The organism is Streptomyces sp. SAI-127 (genome assembly GCF_029894425.1).
Taxonomy (GTDB): domain Bacteria; phylum Actinomycetota; class Actinomycetes; order Streptomycetales; family Streptomycetaceae; genus Streptomyces.
The window spans coordinates 5287779-5305543 of sequence record NZ_JARXYJ010000001.1 but is presented as its reverse complement, the minus strand read 5'-3'; the positions used below and the strand labels follow the sequence as shown (position 1 = coordinate 5305543).

Below are 17765 nucleotides of genomic sequence, written 5' to 3'. Positions count from 1 at the left end.
GACTGACCGTCGACCGCGCAGGCCAGAGGCCAATTTCTGGAAACCCCCTGTCACCCTGTGCCGTGACAGCTCTACCATCTGCTTATCCGTAGCAGGCTCCCCTCCGTTTCTGCCCGACGGCTCGTTGGCATGCGAGCCCCAAGCCCTACGGAGCATCGGGGGATGCACATGAACAGCGTTCCGCAGCACCTGCACAGCGAGGACCGCCAGGAGTACGAGCGGATCCTCGATGAGGCGCTGCGCTCCGCACCACACCGTCCCGAACTGGCCGCTGTCGGACAGCGGTTGAATCCCGAACAGCTGCGCACCATGGCGCTCAACGCCACCGCACTCGTCACGGCGGCCGCGGCGACCGAGTACCAGCACTACGTGAAGGTCCGCGAGGAACAGCGCCGCCCGGCGGCGCCGTCCACCCTGTCGTCCGTGCACGAACCCGGCCCCGCCGAGTCGGGCACGGGTGCGATGGGGCTCGCCACCACCATGGGAGAGGTCGCCGAGACCGCCGGTGCGGGCGCCGTCGCCGTCGCCGCGGTCCTGACGCCCGTCCTCGCCGGAATCGCCGCGGCGATCTTCCTGCTCGTGGGTTACATCCTGCAGATGCTCGACCCCGAGCCGGCGTTCGCCCACACCATGATCACCATCGGATGGGTGTTCGGCGCCATGACCGCGGCCGCGATCCTGGTCGCCGCCGTCGGGCTGCTGCTCACCGCCCTGCGCAACCGGCCCTCGCCGGACGCGGGGTACGGCGAGCTGAGCGAGGAGGTGGCACGGGCCAGGGACGCCTGGCGCGAGGCCCTGCTGGAACGCGGCATCCTCCCCTTCCTCAGGGAGGCTCTGGCCGACCCCGGCACCGCCGCACTGCACCACACGGCTCCGCCCGCACCGACCAGCCGGATGCCCAGCCTCGGCTACGGCCGCCCGGGCTTCAGCAGCCCGGACGACGGAGCGTCCGGTGCCCGCCCGAGCTTCACCAGCCCGGACTACACCAGCCCGGACTTCGGGGGGCCGGAACACCAGCCGGAGTAGCACCCGGCACAGCCCCTCGGCTTGCGCCCCCACCACGGGGAGCGCAAGCCGAAGATCCGGCCGCGGGCCGGCCTCTCCGTCGGCGCGCAACAACGGCCTCGGGGTCCGGTCCGGGTGTTCGTGGGGGACATCCCGGATGGCACCACGGGGCAACGTCGGCAGCATGACGGACCATGACTTCTCTCTCCCGACGTTCCCTGATGGGTGGTTGTGCGGCCGGTGCCATGCTGGCTGTCACCGGAAGCGCCAGTGCCGGCGCGTCAGCCAAGACCACCGCGGACACCAGTGCCCTGCAAGCTGCGATCAGCGATCTGTCCCATCCGCCGGCCACCTCCGCGCAACTGCGCGTCGAGGGCCGGGGAACCCACTGGTACGGCACCGCAGGAGTGTCAGACATAAGGAGCGGCCGTGCCCTGTACGGGGACGACCGGTTCCGAGCAGGCAGCGTCACCAAGGCATTCGTGGCGGCTGTCGTGCTGCAGCTGTGGGCGCGACACCGGGTGGACCTCGATGCCCCCATCGGCAGGTACCTTCGGGGCCTTCTTCCCTCCTCCTTCGCACGCATCACCGTGACGCAGTTGCTGAACCACACGAGCGGACTGCCCGACCATCGAGGACTGCCGGACCTCAGTACCCCGGAAGCCGTCCTACGGCACCGAGGAGACCGATGGACACCCCGGGAAATGGTGCGGACCGTGACCCACAGCCCGCTCAAGTTCCCTCCCGGCACCAAACAGGAGTACCGCGGCATCAACTATGTGCTGCTCGCCCTGCTCATCGAGGAGCTGACCGGCCGGCACTACGGCGAGGCGATCAAGTCCCGCATCCTGCGTCCCCTGAACCTGACGCGGACCCTGTTGCCTGGTGACGACCCGCACCTGCACGGCCCGCATGTGCACGGCTACCTCCGCATGACCGACAAGTCGCTCCAGGACATCACGACGTACGAACAGTCGAGCTCCTGGGGCGAGGGAGAACTGGTCTCATCCGCCGACGACCTCTTCCGCTTCCAGGAAGCCCTGTTCTCCGGCGTGTTACTGCCGCCCGAGGCCATGAGCCACCTCTTCGCTCTGCCGCCGCAGTCCGTTCACATGGTGGACGGCAGTCCGGCCCGCTACAGCATGGGGCTGCAGACGGCCACAGTGAACGGCGTGACGTTCTGGGGCAAGACAGGTGACACGTACGGGTACCGCACCCGTATGTTCGCCACCCGGGATCTGCGGCTCCGCTTCGTGTTGTCGTACACACCGACGCCTCTGGCCGCGAGTGAGGACATGATCAACCGGGTCGTCACCTTGCTCACCGCCTGAGCGTCTTCGGCTGTCGACGGACTCATGGGTCCGCGCCACCGCCCGGACTCGGGTGGTTCGGCGGCGCGGGCCCATTCACCTGTCGGGCTCAGTCCGCGAGCGGCAGATACACCCGGTTCCCGCTCGCCGCGAACTCCTTCGACTTCTGGGCCATGCCCTCCTCGATCTCCGTCTGGCTGTCGCCGTGGCGACGGCGGATGTCCTGGGAGATCTTCATCGAGCAGAACTTCGGCCCGCACATGGAGCAGAAGTGAGCCGTCTTGGCCGGTTCGGCCGGGAGGGTCTCGTCGTGGAACTCCCGGGCCGTGTCGGGGTCGAGGGCCAGGTTGAACTGGTCCTCCCAGCGGAACTCGAAGCGGGCGTCGGAGAGGGCGTCGTCCCAGTCCTGGGCGCCGGGGTGTCCCTTGGCGAGGTCGGCCGCATGGGCGGCGATCTTGTAGGTGATGACACCGGTCTTGACGTCGTCCCGGTTGGGCAGGCCCAGGTGCTCCTTGGGCGTGACGTAGCAGAGCATCGCGGTGCCCCACCAGGCGATCATCGCGGCGCCGATGCCGGAGGTGATGTGGTCGTAGGCCGGCGCGACGTCGGTGGTCAGCGGGCCGAGCGTATAGAACGGAGCTTCATCGCAGATCTCCTGCTGAAGGTCGATGTTCTCCTTGATCTTGTGCATCGGAACGTGCCCCGGGCCCTCGATCATGGTCTGTACGTTGAAACGCTTCGCGATCCGGTTGAGTTCCCCGAGCGTGCGCAACTCCGCGAACTGCGCCTCGTCGTTGGCGTCCGCGATCGAACCGGGCCTGAGGCCGTCGCCCAGCGAGTACGTGACGTCGTAGGCGGCGAGGATCTCGCACAGTTCCTCGAAGTTCTCGTACAGGAACGACTCCTTGTGGTGCGCGAGGCACCAGGCCGCCATGATCGAGCCGCCTCGCGAGACGATGCCGGTCTTGCGGTTGGCCGTCAGGGGTACGTACGGCAGGCGCACGCCCGCGTGGACCGTCATGTAGTCCACGCCCTGCTCGGCCTGTTCGATGACGGTGTCCTTGTAGATCTCCCAGGTCAGCTCCTCGGCGCGGCCGTCGACCTTCTCCAGCGCCTGGTAGAGCGGCACCGTGCCGATGGGAACGGGGGAGTTGCGCAGCACCCACTCGCGCGTGGTGTGGATGTTGCGGCCGGTGGACAGGTCCATGACCGTGTCGGCGCCCCAGCGGGTCGCCCAGGTCATTTTCTCCACCTCCTCCTCGATGGAGGACGTCACCGCGGAGTTGCCGATGTTGGCGTTGACCTTCACCAGGAACCGCTTGCCGATGATCATCGGCTCGATCTCCGGGTGGTTGACGTTCGCCGGCAGCACCGCGCGCCCCGCCGCGATCTCCTCGCGGACGACCTCGGGGTCGACGTTCTCCCGGATGGCCACGTACTCCATCTCCGGTGTGATCTCACCGCGACGGGCGTAGGCGAGCTGCGTGACCGCCCCGCCGTCACGGCTACGGCGCGGCTGGCGCGGCCGCCCCGGGAAGACCGCGTCGAGGTTACGGAGGCCACCCCGCGGTGAGGTGTGCTTGATCCCGTCGTCCTCGGGGCGCACGGGACGTCCCGCGTACTCCTCGGTGTCCCCGCGGGCGATGATCCAGTTGTCCCGCAGAGGCGCAAGGCCCCGTCGGACATCCGTCTCGGTGAGCGGATCGGTGTACGGGCCGGACGTGTCGTACAGCGTGACGGACTGTCCGTTGGTGAGGTGCACCTGACGGACCGGCACCCGCAGATCGGGGCGCGAGCCCTCGATGTACGCCTTGTGCCAGCCGATGGACTTCCCGGCCTCCCCGTCAAGCTGATCGGAGGCAGGCGTGCGCGCGTCCTTGATGGTCATGAGACCTACTCCCTACGCCGGCATTACCCGGTAACAGGTTCGGCGGTCGACGCAGCGATTTCCGTCTGCCGACGTTTCGTGGGGAACGTCACTCGATGGAGATGACGTTCCACGTGAAACATCGCTGGGACGGAGGTCAGCGCCCTCTCAGCCCGGTGCTCCGAGCTCCCGCGTGTACAAAGGTGGCTCCACGCTAGCGTCAATCCGGGCGCGGTGAACAGAGGGCCCCTGTCGTTCTTGCGATGATCGGTCGGTGACCACGATGCATCAGCCCCCATACCCGCCTCCCGAGCCTCCGCGCCGACCGGGCTCCGGAAACGGTCCCGGGCTCGGCCCCGGCAATGGCTCCCGCGGGCAGTTCGGAAACGGCGGGGCCGACGGCTGGCACGAGCATGAGCACGGTGGGCAGGGCGGGCACAGTGGGCAGGGCTACGGGTACGGGCCCGGAGCCGGTGGTGGAGGCCAGGTCGGTGGCACTGACCTGGGCGGCGGCCATGGTGATGGTGGCCGGGGTGGCGGTCAGGGCGGCGGGGGCTGGGGTGGTGGTGACGGCCATGGGCACGGGCACGAACCCGGCGACGGACACGGGCACGGGCACGAACCCGGCGACGGACACGGGCACGGGCACGAACCCGGCGACGGACACGGGCAGGGGGGCGGCTCCGGCAGCGGTGGTGGGCACGGCCACAGTCACAGCCACGGACCGGCAACTCCCGTCTCCAAGCACCTGCGCAAGGTCATCGCGGCGATCCTCATCCCGTTCGGCGTAGCGGTGGTGGTGGGCCTGGCAGTGCTGTGGCCCGGTGGCGCCCCGGCGCACGAACGTACCGGGGTCGGCTTCGACCGGCAGACCCAACAGGCAACGGTCACCAAGGTCGTGAGCGTCAGCTGCAAGTCGGTGAACGCCTCGGGGGAGACCCCGACCGGGGACACCTCCACCGCCGAGGGCTCCTCCGCCGAGCAGCAGGCGAACGGCACCTGCAAGAAGGCGACGATCCGGGTCGACACCGGCGACGACAAGGGCCGCACCTTCACGGAGATCGTCCAGCCGGACCAGTCCCGGCAGTTGCACGAGGGCCAGAAGGTCGTGGTCGCGTACGAGCCTTCGGCGCCCAGGGATCTGCAGTACTCGGTCGCCGACGTGAACCGCAGGCTCCCCATGGGGCTGCTCGCCGGAATCTTCGCGCTCGCCGTCGTGATCGTCGGGCGACTGCGCGGTGTCATGGCGCTGGTCGCCCTGACCATCAGCTTCCTGCTGCTGAACTTCTTCGTCCTGCCCGCGATCCTGCAGGGCTCGAACCCGCTCCTCGTGGCGGTGGTCGGGTCGAGCGCCATCATGCTGATCGCCCTCTACATGTGCCACGGTCTGTCGGCCAGAACCTCCGTGGCGGTGCTCGGCACGCTGATCTCCCTGGTGCTGATCGGCCTCCTCGGCTCGCAGTTCATCGGTTGGGCCGCGCTCACGGGCAACACGGACGACAACACCGGGCTCATCCATGGGCTGTATCCGTCGATCGACATGAGCGGCCTGCTGCTCGCCGGCGTCATCATCGGCTCGCTCGGTGTCCTCGACGACGTGACGGTCACGCAGACCTCGGCCGTGTGGGAGCTGCACGACGCCAACCCGACGATGGGCTGGCGCGGGCTCTACCGCGCGGGTATCCGGATCGGGCGCGACCACATCGCCTCCGTCGTCAACACGCTCGTCCTCGCCTACGCGGGTGCCGCGCTGCCGCTGCTGCTGCTCTTCTCCATCGCACAGTCCAGCGTGGGGACCGTCGCCAACAGTGAGCTGGTGGCGGAGGAGATCGTGCGCACGCTGGTCGGCTCGATCGGCCTCGTCGCATCGGTGCCGGTCACCACGGTCCTCGCGGCCCTGGTGGTCTCGGCGGACCGGCCGGGGGCGGAGGCGGTGGGTGCGGGGGCTCCGGCACCCGTACCGGCGACAAGCGTGAGCGCGGGCACGGCCGACAGCCGGCCGGCAGCGGCACGCGGTGGCAAGGGGCGACGGCGCAGGCGCTGAGAGGGGATCAGGGGCGCTGCCCACCTCCACCAGCGCAAGGGCGACTTCAAGCTTCGCCAGAAGCACCCTAGGGCTCCCGGCTTCCGGCTCCGACGATGAGACGAGGGTGGCCAGATCCAGCCTGCCCCGAGGTCAACCGGCCCGCCTTCCCGACAGCGCGCCACCCTCACCCTGAGCCCCGCATCGGCAGAAGCGTTCCTGCGCCCTCCCACCTCACGATTGAAGCGTTCCGTCGTCTCACCGCCATAAGGGGTCAGCCTGCGCTCTGTTCCTCCGCCAGGATCCGGTCCAGCGCCTCGTCGAGATGGGTGTCGAAATCGGCCAGCGCGGTCTCCTGCCCCAGCGGCACCACCTTGTCGGTGCGGTCGAGGAACGCGATGATCGGCGCCGTCGACGAGCGGAACAGTGCCTGATCACCGCCGACCTGAAGCCTGATCAGGACGTCGCCCAGCAGGTCGGAACCGGCGGGCGAGACCCGCACGTCGCCCTCCCCACATGGCCGGCCCACCCCGTCGATCAACAGCTCACGGCCGAAAGCCCAGGTCACCGGGTCGTCGCCCGGGAGATGGAAGGTCAGCCGGACTGCGTAGGGATCGCAGGCCTCGTAGCGCAGCTCCACCGGAATGCGGAAAGAGAGCTCCTCCGAGACGAGAAAGCTCATCATGACCTCTGCCTGTACGGTCTCGCGCATTGCCTACCCCGTCATCTGCCTTCGTTGGCCGGGAATGATCCCTCTGACACTGGTGGCATCTTGCTGAACGTGCACAACAGATCACAAGGAGTGAGTTTTCAGATACTGATAGAGATCGCCAGCGAGCCGGTCAGCCGCCCGATTTCCTCTTGCAGTTGCTGGGTTGCGGCCAGCAACCGGTCGGCCTGATGGGCAGGCAGGGAGATGGCCATCGTTGCCGCAGCGTTACCCAATGTGATCGGAATGGCCGCGCACACCGTCCCCAGCGCGTACTCCTGACGCTCTATCACCGGCTCCATCCGCGCGGTCCGTTCGAGACGCCGGAGCAGGCTGTGCCCGTCGCGCACGGTGTACGGGGTGATGGACTGCACGGGGTACCGGTCGAGATGGTCGCGCCGAGCCTCGTCGTCGAGCTGGGCGAGGAGGCACTGTCCGATGGCGTGCGCGTGCCCGGTCTCGCGGAAGTCGGCCCACTCCTCGACCGCCGGGTTGCCGGGGCTGTCGGAGACACAGAGGACCTCGATCTCGCCGTTCCGGTACTGCGCGTAGTACACCGGCACGCCGATCAGGTCGCGCCAGTGCGCGAGCGCCTCGACGACGGTGCTGCGACGTTTCTGCTCGGCTCCGCTGCTGCTCAGCCGCTCGGCCGCCTCGCCGAGGAAGAACAGACCCTTGTCGCGACGCAGATAGCCCTCGTGCACGAGGGTGCGCAGCAGGTGGTACGCCGTGGGGAGCGCCAGCCCGGTCTCGCGGGCGAGTTGTTTGGCGGGGGCTCCGTGCTCGTGCTCCGCGACGGACTCGAGCAGGCGCATGGCACGCTGGACGGACCCGATGAGCGTCGCGGAGTGGGGCTGTTCGGACGCTTCGGAGGAGGGCGCCGCGCGGCGCTGGAGGGGGGCTGACGGCCGTACGGGACCGGATGTCTGTACCGGAGCAGACGGCTGTACGGGAGCTGACGGCTGCGGCGGAGCTGTCGGCTGTGTGGGAGCCGTCGTCGAACGGGTGTCGATCTGGGCGGGTGCGGTGTCAACCGTGGCCAAGGGTCACTCCCGGAGCGCGAGGGGGCAGCCCGTGCGGGGAACACGGGAGGGGGTGTACGCCGCTCGCGGGGTCGTCCCCGCGTCGAGTTCCGGACTTTAACGGTCCGCCACCGCACATATACGGCCCGTCCGGGAAACTTCCCTCCCCCGAGGGAACAGGGGATTCCTGTTACCGGTCGCCCCGCCCCCTCCGGACGCTCACCAGTCGCTGCGCGACGAGGAGCTCGACATGAACTTCCGTACGACGTAGACGAGTCCGCCGACCAGGGCCACGAAGACCAGCAGCTTGAAGAGCAGGCCGATGACGAAGCCGACGACCGTGGCTATCAGCCCGCCGAACACGACCAGGGCAATGACCGGCACAGCGATCCACTTCACCCACCACGGCAGCCCCGCGAAGATCTCTCCCATCGCACTTAACCTCTCTGAAGTCCTGCACCGTCCGGCCCGTCTGGTACCGGATCCATCAATGTCCTGCACTCGATGCTAGGGCCGACAGGTGCCTCTGCGGGGGCCTCGCACCCCTTGTCCTCCCCTGACTGATCCCCTAGGGAACCCCGAGACCGCAGGTCAGCTCTCCGGGGGAGAGAACACCACCATGACCCTGAGGTCCTCGCTGATGTGGTGGAACTTGTGGGCGACACCGGCCGGTACGTACACCACGCTGCCGCGCGACACCTGGGTGGTCTCCATGCCCACGGTGATCGCCGCGCGCCCGCTGACCACGAAGTAGACCTCGTCCTGGCGGTGCGGCTGCTGCGGGTCCTGGGCGCCCGCGTCGAGTGCGTACAGACCGACGGACATGTTCCGCTCACGCAGGAACTGCAGGTAGGCACCGTCGTTGGCGGCGCGCTCCGCCTCCAGTTCATCCAACCGGAATGCCTTCATCGACTTAGTCCGCCCTCGTCAGTGCCCGTAACCGATCTCTTCTGTCACGATCAGACACATGAAGAATTTCGTAGTCAAGACGATCGCCAACGCGGGTGCCCTGGCGGTCGCGGTGTGGCTGCTCGACAAGATCACCCTGACCGGTGACAGCACCGGCAAGAAGGTCTGGACGCTGATCCTCGTCGCCCTGGTCTTCGGCCTGGTGAACTTCCTGGTCAAGCCGGTCGTGAAGGTGCTGACCTTCCCGCTGTTCATCCTGACGCTCGGCCTGTTCACGCTGGTCGTCAACGCGCTGATGCTGCTCCTCACCTCGTGGCTCGCCGACAAGATCGACCTGAGCTTCCACGTCGAGGGGTTCTGGACCGCCGTCCTGGGCGGCCTGATCATCTCCATAGTGGCCTGGGCCCTGCACGTCGTCCTGCCCGACGAGGACTGAGGAGGTATGACCTACCGCGTCTGTTTCGTCTGCACCGGCAACATCTGCCGTTCCCCGATGGCGGAGTCGGTCTTCCGCGCCCGCGTGGCGGAGGCCGGCCTTGACGGTCTGGTCGAGGTCGACAGCGCCGGAACCGGCGGCTGGCACGAGGGTGACGGCGCCGACCCGCGCACCGTGTCCGTCCTGGAGGAGCACGGTTACGACGGCGGCCACACGGCCCGGCAGTTCCAGCCGTCCTGGTTCTCCCGCCTCGACCTCGTCATCGCCCTCGACACCGGCCACCTCAAGGCCCTGCGACGCCTCGCACCCACCCCGCAGGATGCCGCGAAAGTACGGCTGCTGCGTTCGTACGACCCCGCCGCGGGCGACGAGCTCGACGTTCCGGACCCGTACTACGGGGGCCTGGACGGCTTCGAGGAGTGCCTTGAGATGGTGGAGGCGGCAAGCGAGGGTCTGCTCGCCGAGGTGCGCGAGCAGACGGAAGGACGGGTGGCATGAGCGACAGGGCTGCGGACAGGGGAGAGGGCACCCGCGCGGTACGGGCCGGACTGCCCGAGGCGGTCAAGAACGAACCGACCCTGCCCGGTCCGGCCTTCGCCGCCCACTTCCATCTGCCCGGGGAGGTCGACGGTCCGTACACCTACGGCCGCGACACGAACCCGACCTGGAACCTGCTGGAAAGCGCCATCGGCGAACTGGAGGCGCCGGGGCAGGACGGCGTGGAGACGCTGGTCTTCGCCTCGGGCATGGCGGCCATCTCCGCTGTGCTCTTCTCCCAACTGCGCGCGGGCGACACCGTGGTCCTGCCCGACGACTGCTACCAGGCCATGCCCCTGGTGCAGGCACAGCTGAAGGCGTACGGCATCGAGGTGCGCACCGCTCCCACCGCCGGTGACGCACAGCTCGACATCCTGGACGGCGCACGGCTGTTGTGGATCGAGACGCCCTCGAACCCCGGCCTCGACGTGTGCGACATCCGGCGGCTCGTCGAGGCGGCACACGCGCGTGGGGCGCTCGTAGCCGTCGACAACACGCTCGCCACTCCGCTCGGACAGCGCCCGCTGGAGCTCGGCGCGGACTTCTCCGTGGCCAGCGGCACCAAGCAGCTCACGGGGCACGGAGACGTCCTCCTGGGGTACGTCGCCGGCCGCGAGGGCGAGGCCATGGACGCCGTACGCCGTTGGCGGAAGATCGTCGGTGCGATCGCGGGACCGATGGAGGCCTGGCTCGCGCATCGCTCGATCGCCACGCTCCAGATGCGGGTCGACCGGCAGAACGCGACCGCGCTCGTGCTCGCCCAGGCCTTGCGCGAGCGGCCGGAGGTGACCGGGCTGCGCTATCCGGGACTGGCCGACGACCCCTCACACAAGATCGCATCGCAGCAGATGCGACGCTATGGATGCGTGGTCTCTTTCACGCTGCCCACGCGCGCGCGTGCCGACCGTTTCCTCGACGCCCTGCGGCTCGTGGACGACGCGACGAGCTTCGGCGGGGTGCGCTCCACGGCCGAGCGGCGTCGGCGCTGGGGCGGGGACGACGTGCCGGAGGGCTTCATCCGCTTCTCGGTCGGGGCGGAGGATCCCGAGGACCTGGTGGCGGATGTGCTGCGTGCGCTGGACGAGTCGACGGACTGACCGGTTCCGCAGGGCTTCACAGGTGTCCGGCTACGTACAACGGACGGTCCGAGCCTCCCCCCTCGTGGCTCGGACCGCCCCGGTTCTGCGCGCGAAGAACCGCGCGAACAAGGCTAGTTGACTCTCTGTCAGTGTCCAATCACAGTAGCGACAGAGACCTATCGACATATTTATAGTTGGGCCCTGCCTCAAGGCCGGGAGAAGGGCAGGGAAGGGGGGCATCGCCATGGATCTCGCTTTGCTGCGCACCTTTGTGACGGTGCACCGGGCCGGTTCCTTCACCCGTGCCGCCGCGCTGCTGGGCCTCTCGCAGCCGGCCGTCACCTCGCAGATCCGCACCCTGGAGCGGCAGCTGGGACGCCCCCTCTTCCTGCGACAGGCCCGCGGAGTGACCCCGACGACCATCGGCGACGAACTCGCCCACAAGGCCGCCCCCCATCTCGACGCCCTGGTGGAGATCACCGAGACCGGCCCCGACGACGAGTCGTCCCTGAGGACGCTGCATCTCGCGGGACCACCCGAGTTCACCGCCGAGCGGGCGCTGCCCGCGCTCACCGAGCTGACCGGCGAGGACGGCCAGGGCTACGCTCTGCGGGCGTCCTTCGGGAACGCCGAGGAAACACTGGAGGGTCTGGCTGCCGGGCATCACGATCTGGCCATCAGCACGGCTCGCCCACGGGGTGCGCTGCTCACGGCGAGCACGCTCTGCGACGAGGAGCACGTCCTGGTCGCCGCCCCGAGCTGGGCCGGTCAGATCGGCTCAGGGGAGGCGCTCAAGACTGTTCGCGAGGTCAAACGAGCCCCCGCGTTCGAGAACGTCCCCGTGATCGAGGTGCACGAGTCACTCCCCTTCGTCTCGCGCTACTGGGCCTCCGTCTTCGACTCCCGCCCGGCCGCCCCGGGCACCGTGGTCGTCCCGGATCTGCGTGCGGTGCTCGCCTGCGCCATCGCGGGCGCCGGGCTCGCGGTGCTGCCGCGATATCTGTGCGTGGCAGCCCTGGAGCGTGGTGACGTCGTCGCCCTCCACGAGCCGACCGTGCCACCGCTTCGAACGTACTTCCTGGTGGTGCGCACCGGAACGCTCGCCATGCCGCACATCGCACGGGCGCACGAGTGGTTACTGCGGGCGGCTGCCGACTGGTGTTGAGCAGGTATTTCGCGGTCTTCACGCAGCGATCCCAGCCGGTGACCACATGCGATGTTTCACGTGGAACCATCCGGGCCACATTCCCCCCATGACCGTCCGACCCGTGGTCAAGCGCACCGCCCGTGCCGTCCTGCTGGATGGTGACGACCTGATCCTGATCAAGCGCACCAAGCCCGGCATGGATCCTTACTGGCTGACTCCCGGCGGTGGAGTCGAGCCGACGGACACGACCGTCGTCGACGCCCTGCACCGCGAGGTGTACGAGGAGCTAGGCGCCAAGGTCACCGACGTGGTGCCCTGCTTCGTGGACACCGTCGAGCACATCGGCGACGACGGCGGCGCGACCGGAGTGAAGGTCCAGCACTTCTTCGTGTGCCACCTGGAGTCGATGGACCCGTCCCTGCGGCACGGGCCCGAAGTGGACGAGCCCGTCGGAGAGTACGAGATCGTCCGGGTGCCGTTCACCCGCGTCGGGATCGCCTCCGTCCACCTCGTACCGCTGTCCCTGCGGCACTATCTGGACGGCAACATCGAAGGCGTACGGGCCATGCACGCCCCGGATCTGGGCTGACCTCTCGCCGGGTCACTGCGCCAGGACGATTTCCTCCACGGAGTCGTGGCGTATGCGTTCCGACGGGATCCCGATGGACCTGAGCGTGTCCACACCACTGCGGATCATGCCGGGCGGGCCCGAGAGATAGGCGTCGTACTCGTGCCAGGGGCCGTACTCGCGTACGGCGTCCGGGAGCTGAAGATGGGCCTGCTGGTCGACGATGGCGCGGACGGACAGCCAGGGGTGGGACTGCTGGAGCCTGAGCATCGTGTCGATGTCGTACAGGTCGTTGTCGGTGCGGGCTCCGTAGAACACCTCGACCGACCGTCGTGCGCCGTGTTCGGCCACGTCCTCGACCAGCGCCTTGATCGGCGCAATGCCGGTGCCGCCGCCCAGACAGAGCAGTCCGCTGTCGGTGGTGTGATCCACGGTCATGGACCCGGTCGGCGGACCGAGCCGGATGATGTCGCCGGGGTGGGCCCGATGCACCAGGGCGTTGGAGACCCAGCCCGCGGGGACGGCCTTCACGTGGAACGACAGCAGTCCGTCTGAGCGTGGCGCCGAGGCGAAGGAGTAGTGCCGCCATATGCGCGGCCACCACGGCGTCTCCAGGCTTGTGTACTGGCCGGCGAGGAACGGGTAGGGCTGGTCGGGCCGGACAGTGACGACGGCGACGTCCGGGGTCCTCAGGTCGTGTGACACGACCTCCGCGTACCACCAGGCGGGGGCACGCAGCTCGTCCGCGGCCGCCGCGTCGATCATCACCTGCGAGATCGTCGTGTACGCCCGGACCCAGGCCGCTTCCGTCTCCGTGTCCCAGATGCCGGAGGCGTACTTGCTCAGCGCGCCGATGAGGCACTCCCCGACCGCCGGATAGTGCTCGGCACGGGTGCCGTACTTGCGATGGCCCCGGCCCAGGTTCTTCAGGTAGTCGACCAGGACCGGGGTGTTGTCCATGTGCTCGGCCGCCGTCAGCAGTGCCCTGAGCAGGCGGTCCCGCTGGGCGTCCATGGCGGCGGGGAACAGCGGGCGCAGATCGGGGTGGCGCACGAAGAGCAGCGCGTAGAAGTACGACGTGACCTTCTCGGCGACAGGGGCGACCTCGGCCATGGTCCGGCGGATGCGGACGGCGTCCGGGGAGGGCGGTTGGTCTCTCGGGGACAGGCCCGGGAACTGCGGCGGGTTGGTGCCGAGCGTGGTGGTGGCGCCTCGGGGCGAGGAGGAGCGCTGGTCGGGCACTCGGAGGCCCGCGGAGGGGGTGTTCGCCGGCACTTCAGGGGGCTGAGCGGGGGTGGAACTCGGAGTCTGCGAGGTCTGCTCCGAGGGGTGTATCTCCTGCGGCCGTGCCGCGAGCTGTATCTCGTCGGCCGGGGCTGCCACCTCCTCGGCCGGTGTCACTTCCTCGCGGTCGCTCTGCGTGCCGGGCGGCTCTGCGGCTTGGTCCGACGGGTCCGGTTCGGTGGCTGTCGAGGGCCCTGGCGAGTTACCCGTCCTCGGCCTGCCGACCGGGCGCAGCGCGGCCAGCCTGCTTCCCTCCGCCGTCTCCTGCTCGGCGCCGGGCGCCGCCGCCGGCTGATTGCGTGAAGTGAACCAGCCGCCCCCGCCCCCGGATGTGCCGTTGTCGGCCGACATGGTGGTCGGAGCGTCCATGGTGTGCCTCGCCTCGAACATCTTTCGGTCGGTCTGCGCACTTCCTCGGTCGGAAGATGCCTGCTTTCCCCCGCAGACGGCTTGCTTTCCCCGCTCGGCGTCACGGCCAACGCGGCACATTCAACCCGTATTCGCCGTCCGTACGGACAAGTAGGCGAGAGTGTGACATTGGCCGCATCACCCTCACCGCAGCGTCCCACCGCGTACGGATGCTCCGGCCGTATAACCACAAATGCGGGTCTTCGATCTCTCCGTCCCGTTAGGCTGCATTGCCCCGCTCTCGGCCGCACACGGGTGGTCGCACCCCCGTACGGACAGGAACCGGAGTCGACCCTACCGGTCACCGCTCCGCACACAAGTCCCCCCTCCTCCTCCACGAATTGCTCGCGGGGCGTTCGCGGGGCGAACCGTGAATTGACTCAATTACCGGGCGTGACGCACCAATTCATAGGCTTCCCACAGATCCATGCCGTTGTAGGAGTGGGTCGAGACATCGGACAGGTGATGGTCCGCATTGACCGCCACGGAGATCGGCACCGCGGCGAACAGATCCTTGTCGGAGGACGAGTCTCCATAGGCAATGCAGTCCGCCCGCGTCACTCCGAATTGCTCACACAGCCGGTCCGCGATCAGGACCTTGGCGGCGGCGCTGAGCACTCCGGAAGGATCCACGGGCTCGGTGAAGGGAACGGCCGGAAAGCGGGACCCGTATGCGGCATGAGCTCCCCAAGTGGTGAGCCGTTCCACGAAGAAGGACGGCGAGAGCGACACCACCGCGCAGTAGTCGCCCTGCCCCCTGATCTCCGCCCAGACCTCGCGAATGCGGGCCAGCCACGGGGCACCTTCGAAGGCCGCGACGACATGTGCCTCGGTCAGGGACGCCCACAGCGCGTACACCTGCTGTGCATATTCGGGCGGTCCTATCAGTCCGGCTCCGACCGCCTGGTCGAGTGCCACGGTCTCGGCCTCGAGCCCGAGCTGCCGGGAAATCTGCACGGGCGCGCTGGTCCCATGCAGCAAAGTGCCATCGAGGTCGAAGAGATGAAGTCTCGCCATGCTCGTGAGGCTAGTGGTCCAGCGACCCGGTGAGGCGTCAGGGGCGCTTCCGGTCGATCGCCGGACGGTCGCCGTTCTCCGATGTTTCACGTGAAACACCCGGCATCTGATCGCCTGTTGTGCGCTTGGCTACGACATGGCCAAAAGCTCGTACGCACCCCGGGAAACAGGTGGACGCCGAGGGCACCCATCGGACAGCCTGACCTGCGTGCCGACTCCTTCCCTTGCCGCTCTTCCCATCCGTCGTCTGACGCTGCGCGATCTCACCGCCTGCGCGGACTTGTCCGAGGACCGGGGGTGGCCGCGCGAGGAGCACAAGTGGGGCCTCCTGCTCGCGGCCGGAAAGGGCTACGGCATCGACGACCCTCACGGAGGGCTCGTCACCGCCTGCGTGGTCACGGAGTACGGCCCCTACAGCGAGCCCGACCTGGGAGCGATCGGGATGGTGCTGGTCGCCGAACGGCACGCCCGACAGGGCATCGGCCGTCGGCTCATGCGGCACGTTCTCTCCGCGATGGGCACGACCCCTCTGACTCTTCACGCGACGCCCTACGGCCGTCCGCTCTACGAGGAGCTGGGCTTCAAACTGACCGGCCGGGCGGAGATGCTCCAGGGGCACTTCACTCCAGGCGGCCCGGCGCCGACCGTGAGCACGCGTGCGGCCACCGCTGAGGACCTCGCCACGATCCTCCGGCTCGACGAGGAGGTGCTGGGAACTGATCGCACGCACCTCATCACCCGGCTTCCCGCCTTCGCCGACCAGTTGCGCGTAGCCGAGCAGAGCGGCCGGATCATCGGATACGCGGCCGCCTGGCCCAACATGAACACCCATGTCGTCGGCCCACTGATCGCCCGTGACACCGAGTCGGCACAGGCACTCCTCACATCGCTCGCCGCAGGCACCGACCGTCCGCTGCGCACCGACATCGACGTACGACACGAAGAGCTGCGGGCGTGGGCCAGAGAACGCGGTCTGGCGCCGGTCGGCCTCAACTCGGTCATGACGTACGGAATCTCGGAGCTGCCGGGCGACTGGAGCCGGCGGTTCGCTCCGCTGACCGTGGCCGCGATCTGAGGCACGTGTGTACGACGACGTCGGTTCCCGGGACTTCGGGAAAACCGGCGATGTCGTCGCAGTGCCTGACTGCCGGTCAGGTCGGCTCAGTGGTGCACTGCGGTCTTCTGTCCGGCGGGCGTCGGCCCTGCGACCACGGCGCTGGGAGTGCTGTCCCGACGCTCCAGCGCAGCCGAGAGGAACGCGAGAAGGAGAGCCCCTGCTGCCAGGGCGGCGCCCACCCAGTTGGGGGCGGTGTAGCCGAAGCCGGCCGAGATGACCAGGCCGCCGAGCCAGGCCGAGAGGGCGTTGCCGAGGTTGAAGGCACCGATGTTCACGGCTGAGGCGAGCGTGGGGGCGTTGTGCGCCTGGTCGAGGACCCTCTTCTGGAGCGGCGGCACCGCGGCGAAGCCCAGAGCACCGATGAGAGCGATCGTGACGCCGGCCAGGACCTTGTTGTGCGCGGTGAGCGTGAAGAGCGCGAGCACGACGGCCAGGGCGCCCAGGGAGACGTACAGCATGGGCATCAGAGCGCGGTCGGCGTACTTGCCGCCCACGAGGTTGCCGCCGACCATGCCGAGCCCGAAGAGGACCAGCAGCCAGGTCACCGAACTGTCGGCGAAGCCCGTTACGTGGGTCATCATCGGCGCGACGTAGGTGATGGCGGCGAAGACACCGCCGAAGCCGAGGACAGTCATCGCCATGGCAAGCAGCACCTGGGCGTTCTTGAAGGCGGCCAGCTCGTGGCGCAGACGCACGCCCTCCGGCCGGGGCATCTCGGGGACGAGCCTGGCGACGCCGATCAGACCGACGACACCGAGGGCCGCGACGATGGTGAAAGTCAGACGCCAGCCGGCGGTCTGGCCGATCAGCGTGCCGAGCGGGACGCCGACGACATTGGCGACGGTCAGGCCGGTGAACATCATCGCGATGGCTCCGGCCTTCTTGTCCGGGGCCACGAGGTCGGCGGCGACGACCGAGCCGATGCCGAAGAAGGCTCCGTGGGCGAGGGAGGCGACCACGCGGCCGATCAGCATGACGGTGAAGGCCGGGGCGAGGGCGGAGAGCAGATTGCCTGCGATGAACAGCCCCATCAGAAGCATCAGCATCCGCTTGCGCGAGATCTTGGTGCCGAGGGCGGTCATCAGAGGAGCGCCGAACATGACGCCGAGCGCGTAGCCGGTGACCAGGAAGCCGGCGGTGGGGATGGAGACACCGAAGTCGTCCGCGACCTCGGGCAGCAGCCCCATGATCACAAACTCGGTCGTTCCGATACCGAAGGCCCCGATCGCGAGAGCCAGAAGCGCGAGCGGCATGGGATGGCACCTTCCAGATGATTGCAGGAGCGTGTAGCGCACAGCCACAATAATTGCAGACGCTCTATATATGC

Annotated in this window: 17 protein-coding genes and 1 riboswitch; of the genes, 9 read left to right on the top strand and 8 right to left on the bottom strand. The window is 68.5% G+C overall.

What is annotated here, in order from left to right:
* Positions 1-162 precede the first annotated feature (162 nt).
* A complete protein-coding gene (locus M2157_RS24280; protein WP_280858826.1) occupies positions 163-1026 on the top strand; it encodes a hypothetical protein in 864 nt (287 codons plus the stop codon).
* Positions 1027-1199: 173 nt separating this feature from the next.
* Entirely contained in the window at positions 1200-2336 is a 1137-nt protein-coding gene (locus tag M2157_RS24275) for a serine hydrolase domain-containing protein (RefSeq protein WP_280866194.1), read from the top strand.
* Between the two features lie 88 nt (positions 2337-2424).
* Here M2157_RS24275 and thiC read toward each other — a convergent pair whose 3' ends face one another.
* Complete coding sequence (gene thiC, locus M2157_RS24270) at positions 2425-4203, bottom strand: phosphomethylpyrimidine synthase ThiC (RefSeq protein WP_280858828.1); 1779 nt, start codon at positions 4201-4203, stop codon at positions 2425-2427.
* Positions 4196-4385, bottom strand: a riboswitch (TPP riboswitch). Its footprint overlaps the gene before it by 8 nt.
* 71 nt (positions 4386-4456) lie before the next feature.
* On the opposite strand from thiC, the gene M2157_RS24265 reads away from it, so the two are divergent.
* Complete coding sequence (locus M2157_RS24265; protein ID WP_280866193.1) at positions 4457-6226, top strand: YibE/F family protein; 1770 nt, start codon at positions 4457-4459, stop codon at positions 6224-6226.
* A 253-nt stretch (positions 6227-6479) separates the two neighbouring features.
* Here the strand turns inward: M2157_RS24265 and M2157_RS24260 are convergent, their stop codons facing one another.
* The 4 genes from M2157_RS24260 to M2157_RS24245 form a co-directional block, all read right to left on the bottom strand.
* The gene (locus tag M2157_RS24260; RefSeq protein WP_280858829.1) at positions 6480-6917 is read right to left on the bottom strand and encodes an SsgA family sporulation/cell division regulator; all 438 of its coding nucleotides are present in this window, start codon (positions 6915-6917) and stop codon (positions 6480-6482) included.
* Between the two features lie 98 nt (positions 6918-7015).
* On the bottom strand, positions 7016-7750 hold the full coding sequence (locus M2157_RS24255; protein WP_280859075.1) for a helix-turn-helix domain-containing protein: 735 nt from the start codon (positions 7748-7750) through the stop codon (positions 7016-7018).
* 405 nt (positions 7751-8155) lie between these two features.
* Positions 8156-8368 (bottom strand): DUF5326 family protein, encoded by a 213-nt coding sequence (locus tag M2157_RS24250; RefSeq protein WP_037711649.1) that lies wholly within the window; start codon positions 8366-8368, stop codon positions 8156-8158.
* 159 nt (positions 8369-8527) lie between these two features.
* The gene (locus tag M2157_RS24245) at positions 8528-8845 is read right to left on the bottom strand and encodes a cupin domain-containing protein (RefSeq protein WP_031039972.1); all 318 of its coding nucleotides are present in this window, start codon (positions 8843-8845) and stop codon (positions 8528-8530) included.
* A gap of 58 nt (positions 8846-8903) precedes the next feature.
* Between M2157_RS24245 and M2157_RS24240 the strand changes: the two genes are divergently transcribed.
* The 5 genes from M2157_RS24240 (at position 8904) to M2157_RS24220 (ending at position 12633) form a co-directional block, all read left to right on the top strand.
* Positions 8904-9281: a phage holin family protein gene (locus tag M2157_RS24240; protein ID WP_280858830.1), complete on the top strand. Its 378-nt coding sequence runs from the start codon at positions 8904-8906 to the stop codon at positions 9279-9281.
* 6 nt (positions 9282-9287) lie between these two features.
* Positions 9288-9779, top strand: coding sequence for a low molecular weight protein-tyrosine-phosphatase (locus M2157_RS24235; protein ID WP_280866192.1), 492 nt, complete (start codon positions 9288-9290; stop codon positions 9777-9779).
* Entirely contained in the window at positions 9776-10915 is a 1140-nt protein-coding gene (locus tag M2157_RS24230) for a cystathionine gamma-lyase (RefSeq protein WP_280858832.1), read from the top strand. The genes M2157_RS24235 and M2157_RS24230 overlap by 4 nt, the downstream gene beginning before the upstream one ends.
* 226 nt (positions 10916-11141) lie before the next feature.
* The gene (locus tag M2157_RS24225; RefSeq protein ID WP_280866191.1) at positions 11142-12062 is read left to right on the top strand and encodes a LysR family transcriptional regulator; all 921 of its coding nucleotides are present in this window, start codon (positions 11142-11144) and stop codon (positions 12060-12062) included.
* Positions 12063-12150: 88 nt separating this feature from the next.
* Positions 12151-12633, top strand: a complete 483-nt coding sequence (locus M2157_RS24220) for an NUDIX hydrolase (RefSeq protein WP_266516824.1) — start codon at positions 12151-12153, stop codon at positions 12631-12633.
* A gap of 12 nt (positions 12634-12645) precedes the next feature.
* Here M2157_RS24220 and M2157_RS24215 read toward each other — a convergent pair whose 3' ends face one another.
* Complete coding sequence (locus M2157_RS24215) at positions 12646-14265, bottom strand: globin domain-containing protein (RefSeq protein ID WP_280866190.1); 1620 nt, start codon at positions 14263-14265, stop codon at positions 12646-12648.
* 423 nt (positions 14266-14688) lie between these two features.
* On the bottom strand, positions 14689-15321 hold the full coding sequence (locus M2157_RS24210; RefSeq protein WP_280858835.1) for an HAD-IB family phosphatase: 633 nt from the start codon (positions 15319-15321) through the stop codon (positions 14689-14691).
* A 208-nt stretch (positions 15322-15529) separates the two neighbouring features.
* Here M2157_RS24210 and M2157_RS24205 point away from each other — a divergent pair, with 208 nt between their 5' ends.
* Positions 15530-16396, top strand: coding sequence for a GNAT family N-acetyltransferase (locus M2157_RS24205; RefSeq protein ID WP_280866189.1), 867 nt, complete (start codon positions 15530-15532; stop codon positions 16394-16396).
* Between the two features lie 86 nt (positions 16397-16482).
* On the opposite strand, the gene M2157_RS24200 is transcribed toward M2157_RS24205, so the two are convergent.
* Positions 16483-17691 (bottom strand): MFS transporter, encoded by a 1209-nt coding sequence (locus M2157_RS24200; protein ID WP_280866188.1) that lies wholly within the window; start codon positions 17689-17691, stop codon positions 16483-16485.
* Positions 17692-17765: the final 74 nt, after the last annotated feature.

Coding starts and splice junctions, on each gene's coding strand:
- M2157_RS24230 (WP_280858832.1), top strand. CDS start 9,776: ATGAGCGACAGGGCTGCGGACAGGGGAGAGGGCACCCGCGCGGTACGG.
- M2157_RS24275 (WP_280866194.1), top strand. CDS start 1,200: ATGACTTCTCTCTCCCGACGTTCCCTGATGGGTGGTTGTGCGGCCGGT.
- thiC (WP_280858828.1), bottom strand. CDS start 4,203: ATGACCATCAAGGACGCGCGCACGCCTGCCTCCGATCAGCTTGACGGG.
- M2157_RS24210 (WP_280858835.1), bottom strand. CDS start 15,321: ATGGCGAGACTTCATCTCTTCGACCTCGATGGCACTTTGCTGCATGGG.
- M2157_RS24245 (WP_031039972.1), bottom strand. CDS start 8,845: ATGAAGGCATTCCGGTTGGATGAACTGGAGGCGGAGCGCGCCGCCAAC.
- M2157_RS24260 (WP_280858829.1), bottom strand. CDS start 6,917: ATGCGCGAGACCGTACAGGCAGAGGTCATGATGAGCTTTCTCGTCTCG.
- M2157_RS24235 (WP_280866192.1), top strand. CDS start 9,288: ATGACCTACCGCGTCTGTTTCGTCTGCACCGGCAACATCTGCCGTTCC.
- M2157_RS24220 (WP_266516824.1), top strand. CDS start 12,151: ATGACCGTCCGACCCGTGGTCAAGCGCACCGCCCGTGCCGTCCTGCTG.
- M2157_RS24225 (WP_280866191.1), top strand. CDS start 11,142: ATGGATCTCGCTTTGCTGCGCACCTTTGTGACGGTGCACCGGGCCGGT.
- M2157_RS24280 (WP_280858826.1), top strand. CDS start 163: ATGCACATGAACAGCGTTCCGCAGCACCTGCACAGCGAGGACCGCCAG.
- M2157_RS24240 (WP_280858830.1), top strand. CDS start 8,904: ATGAAGAATTTCGTAGTCAAGACGATCGCCAACGCGGGTGCCCTGGCG.
- M2157_RS24250 (WP_037711649.1), bottom strand. CDS start 8,368: ATGGGAGAGATCTTCGCGGGGCTGCCGTGGTGGGTGAAGTGGATCGCT.
- M2157_RS24215 (WP_280866190.1), bottom strand. CDS start 14,265: ATGGACGCTCCGACCACCATGTCGGCCGACAACGGCACATCCGGGGGC.
- M2157_RS24200 (WP_280866188.1), bottom strand. CDS start 17,691: ATGCCGCTCGCGCTTCTGGCTCTCGCGATCGGGGCCTTCGGTATCGGA.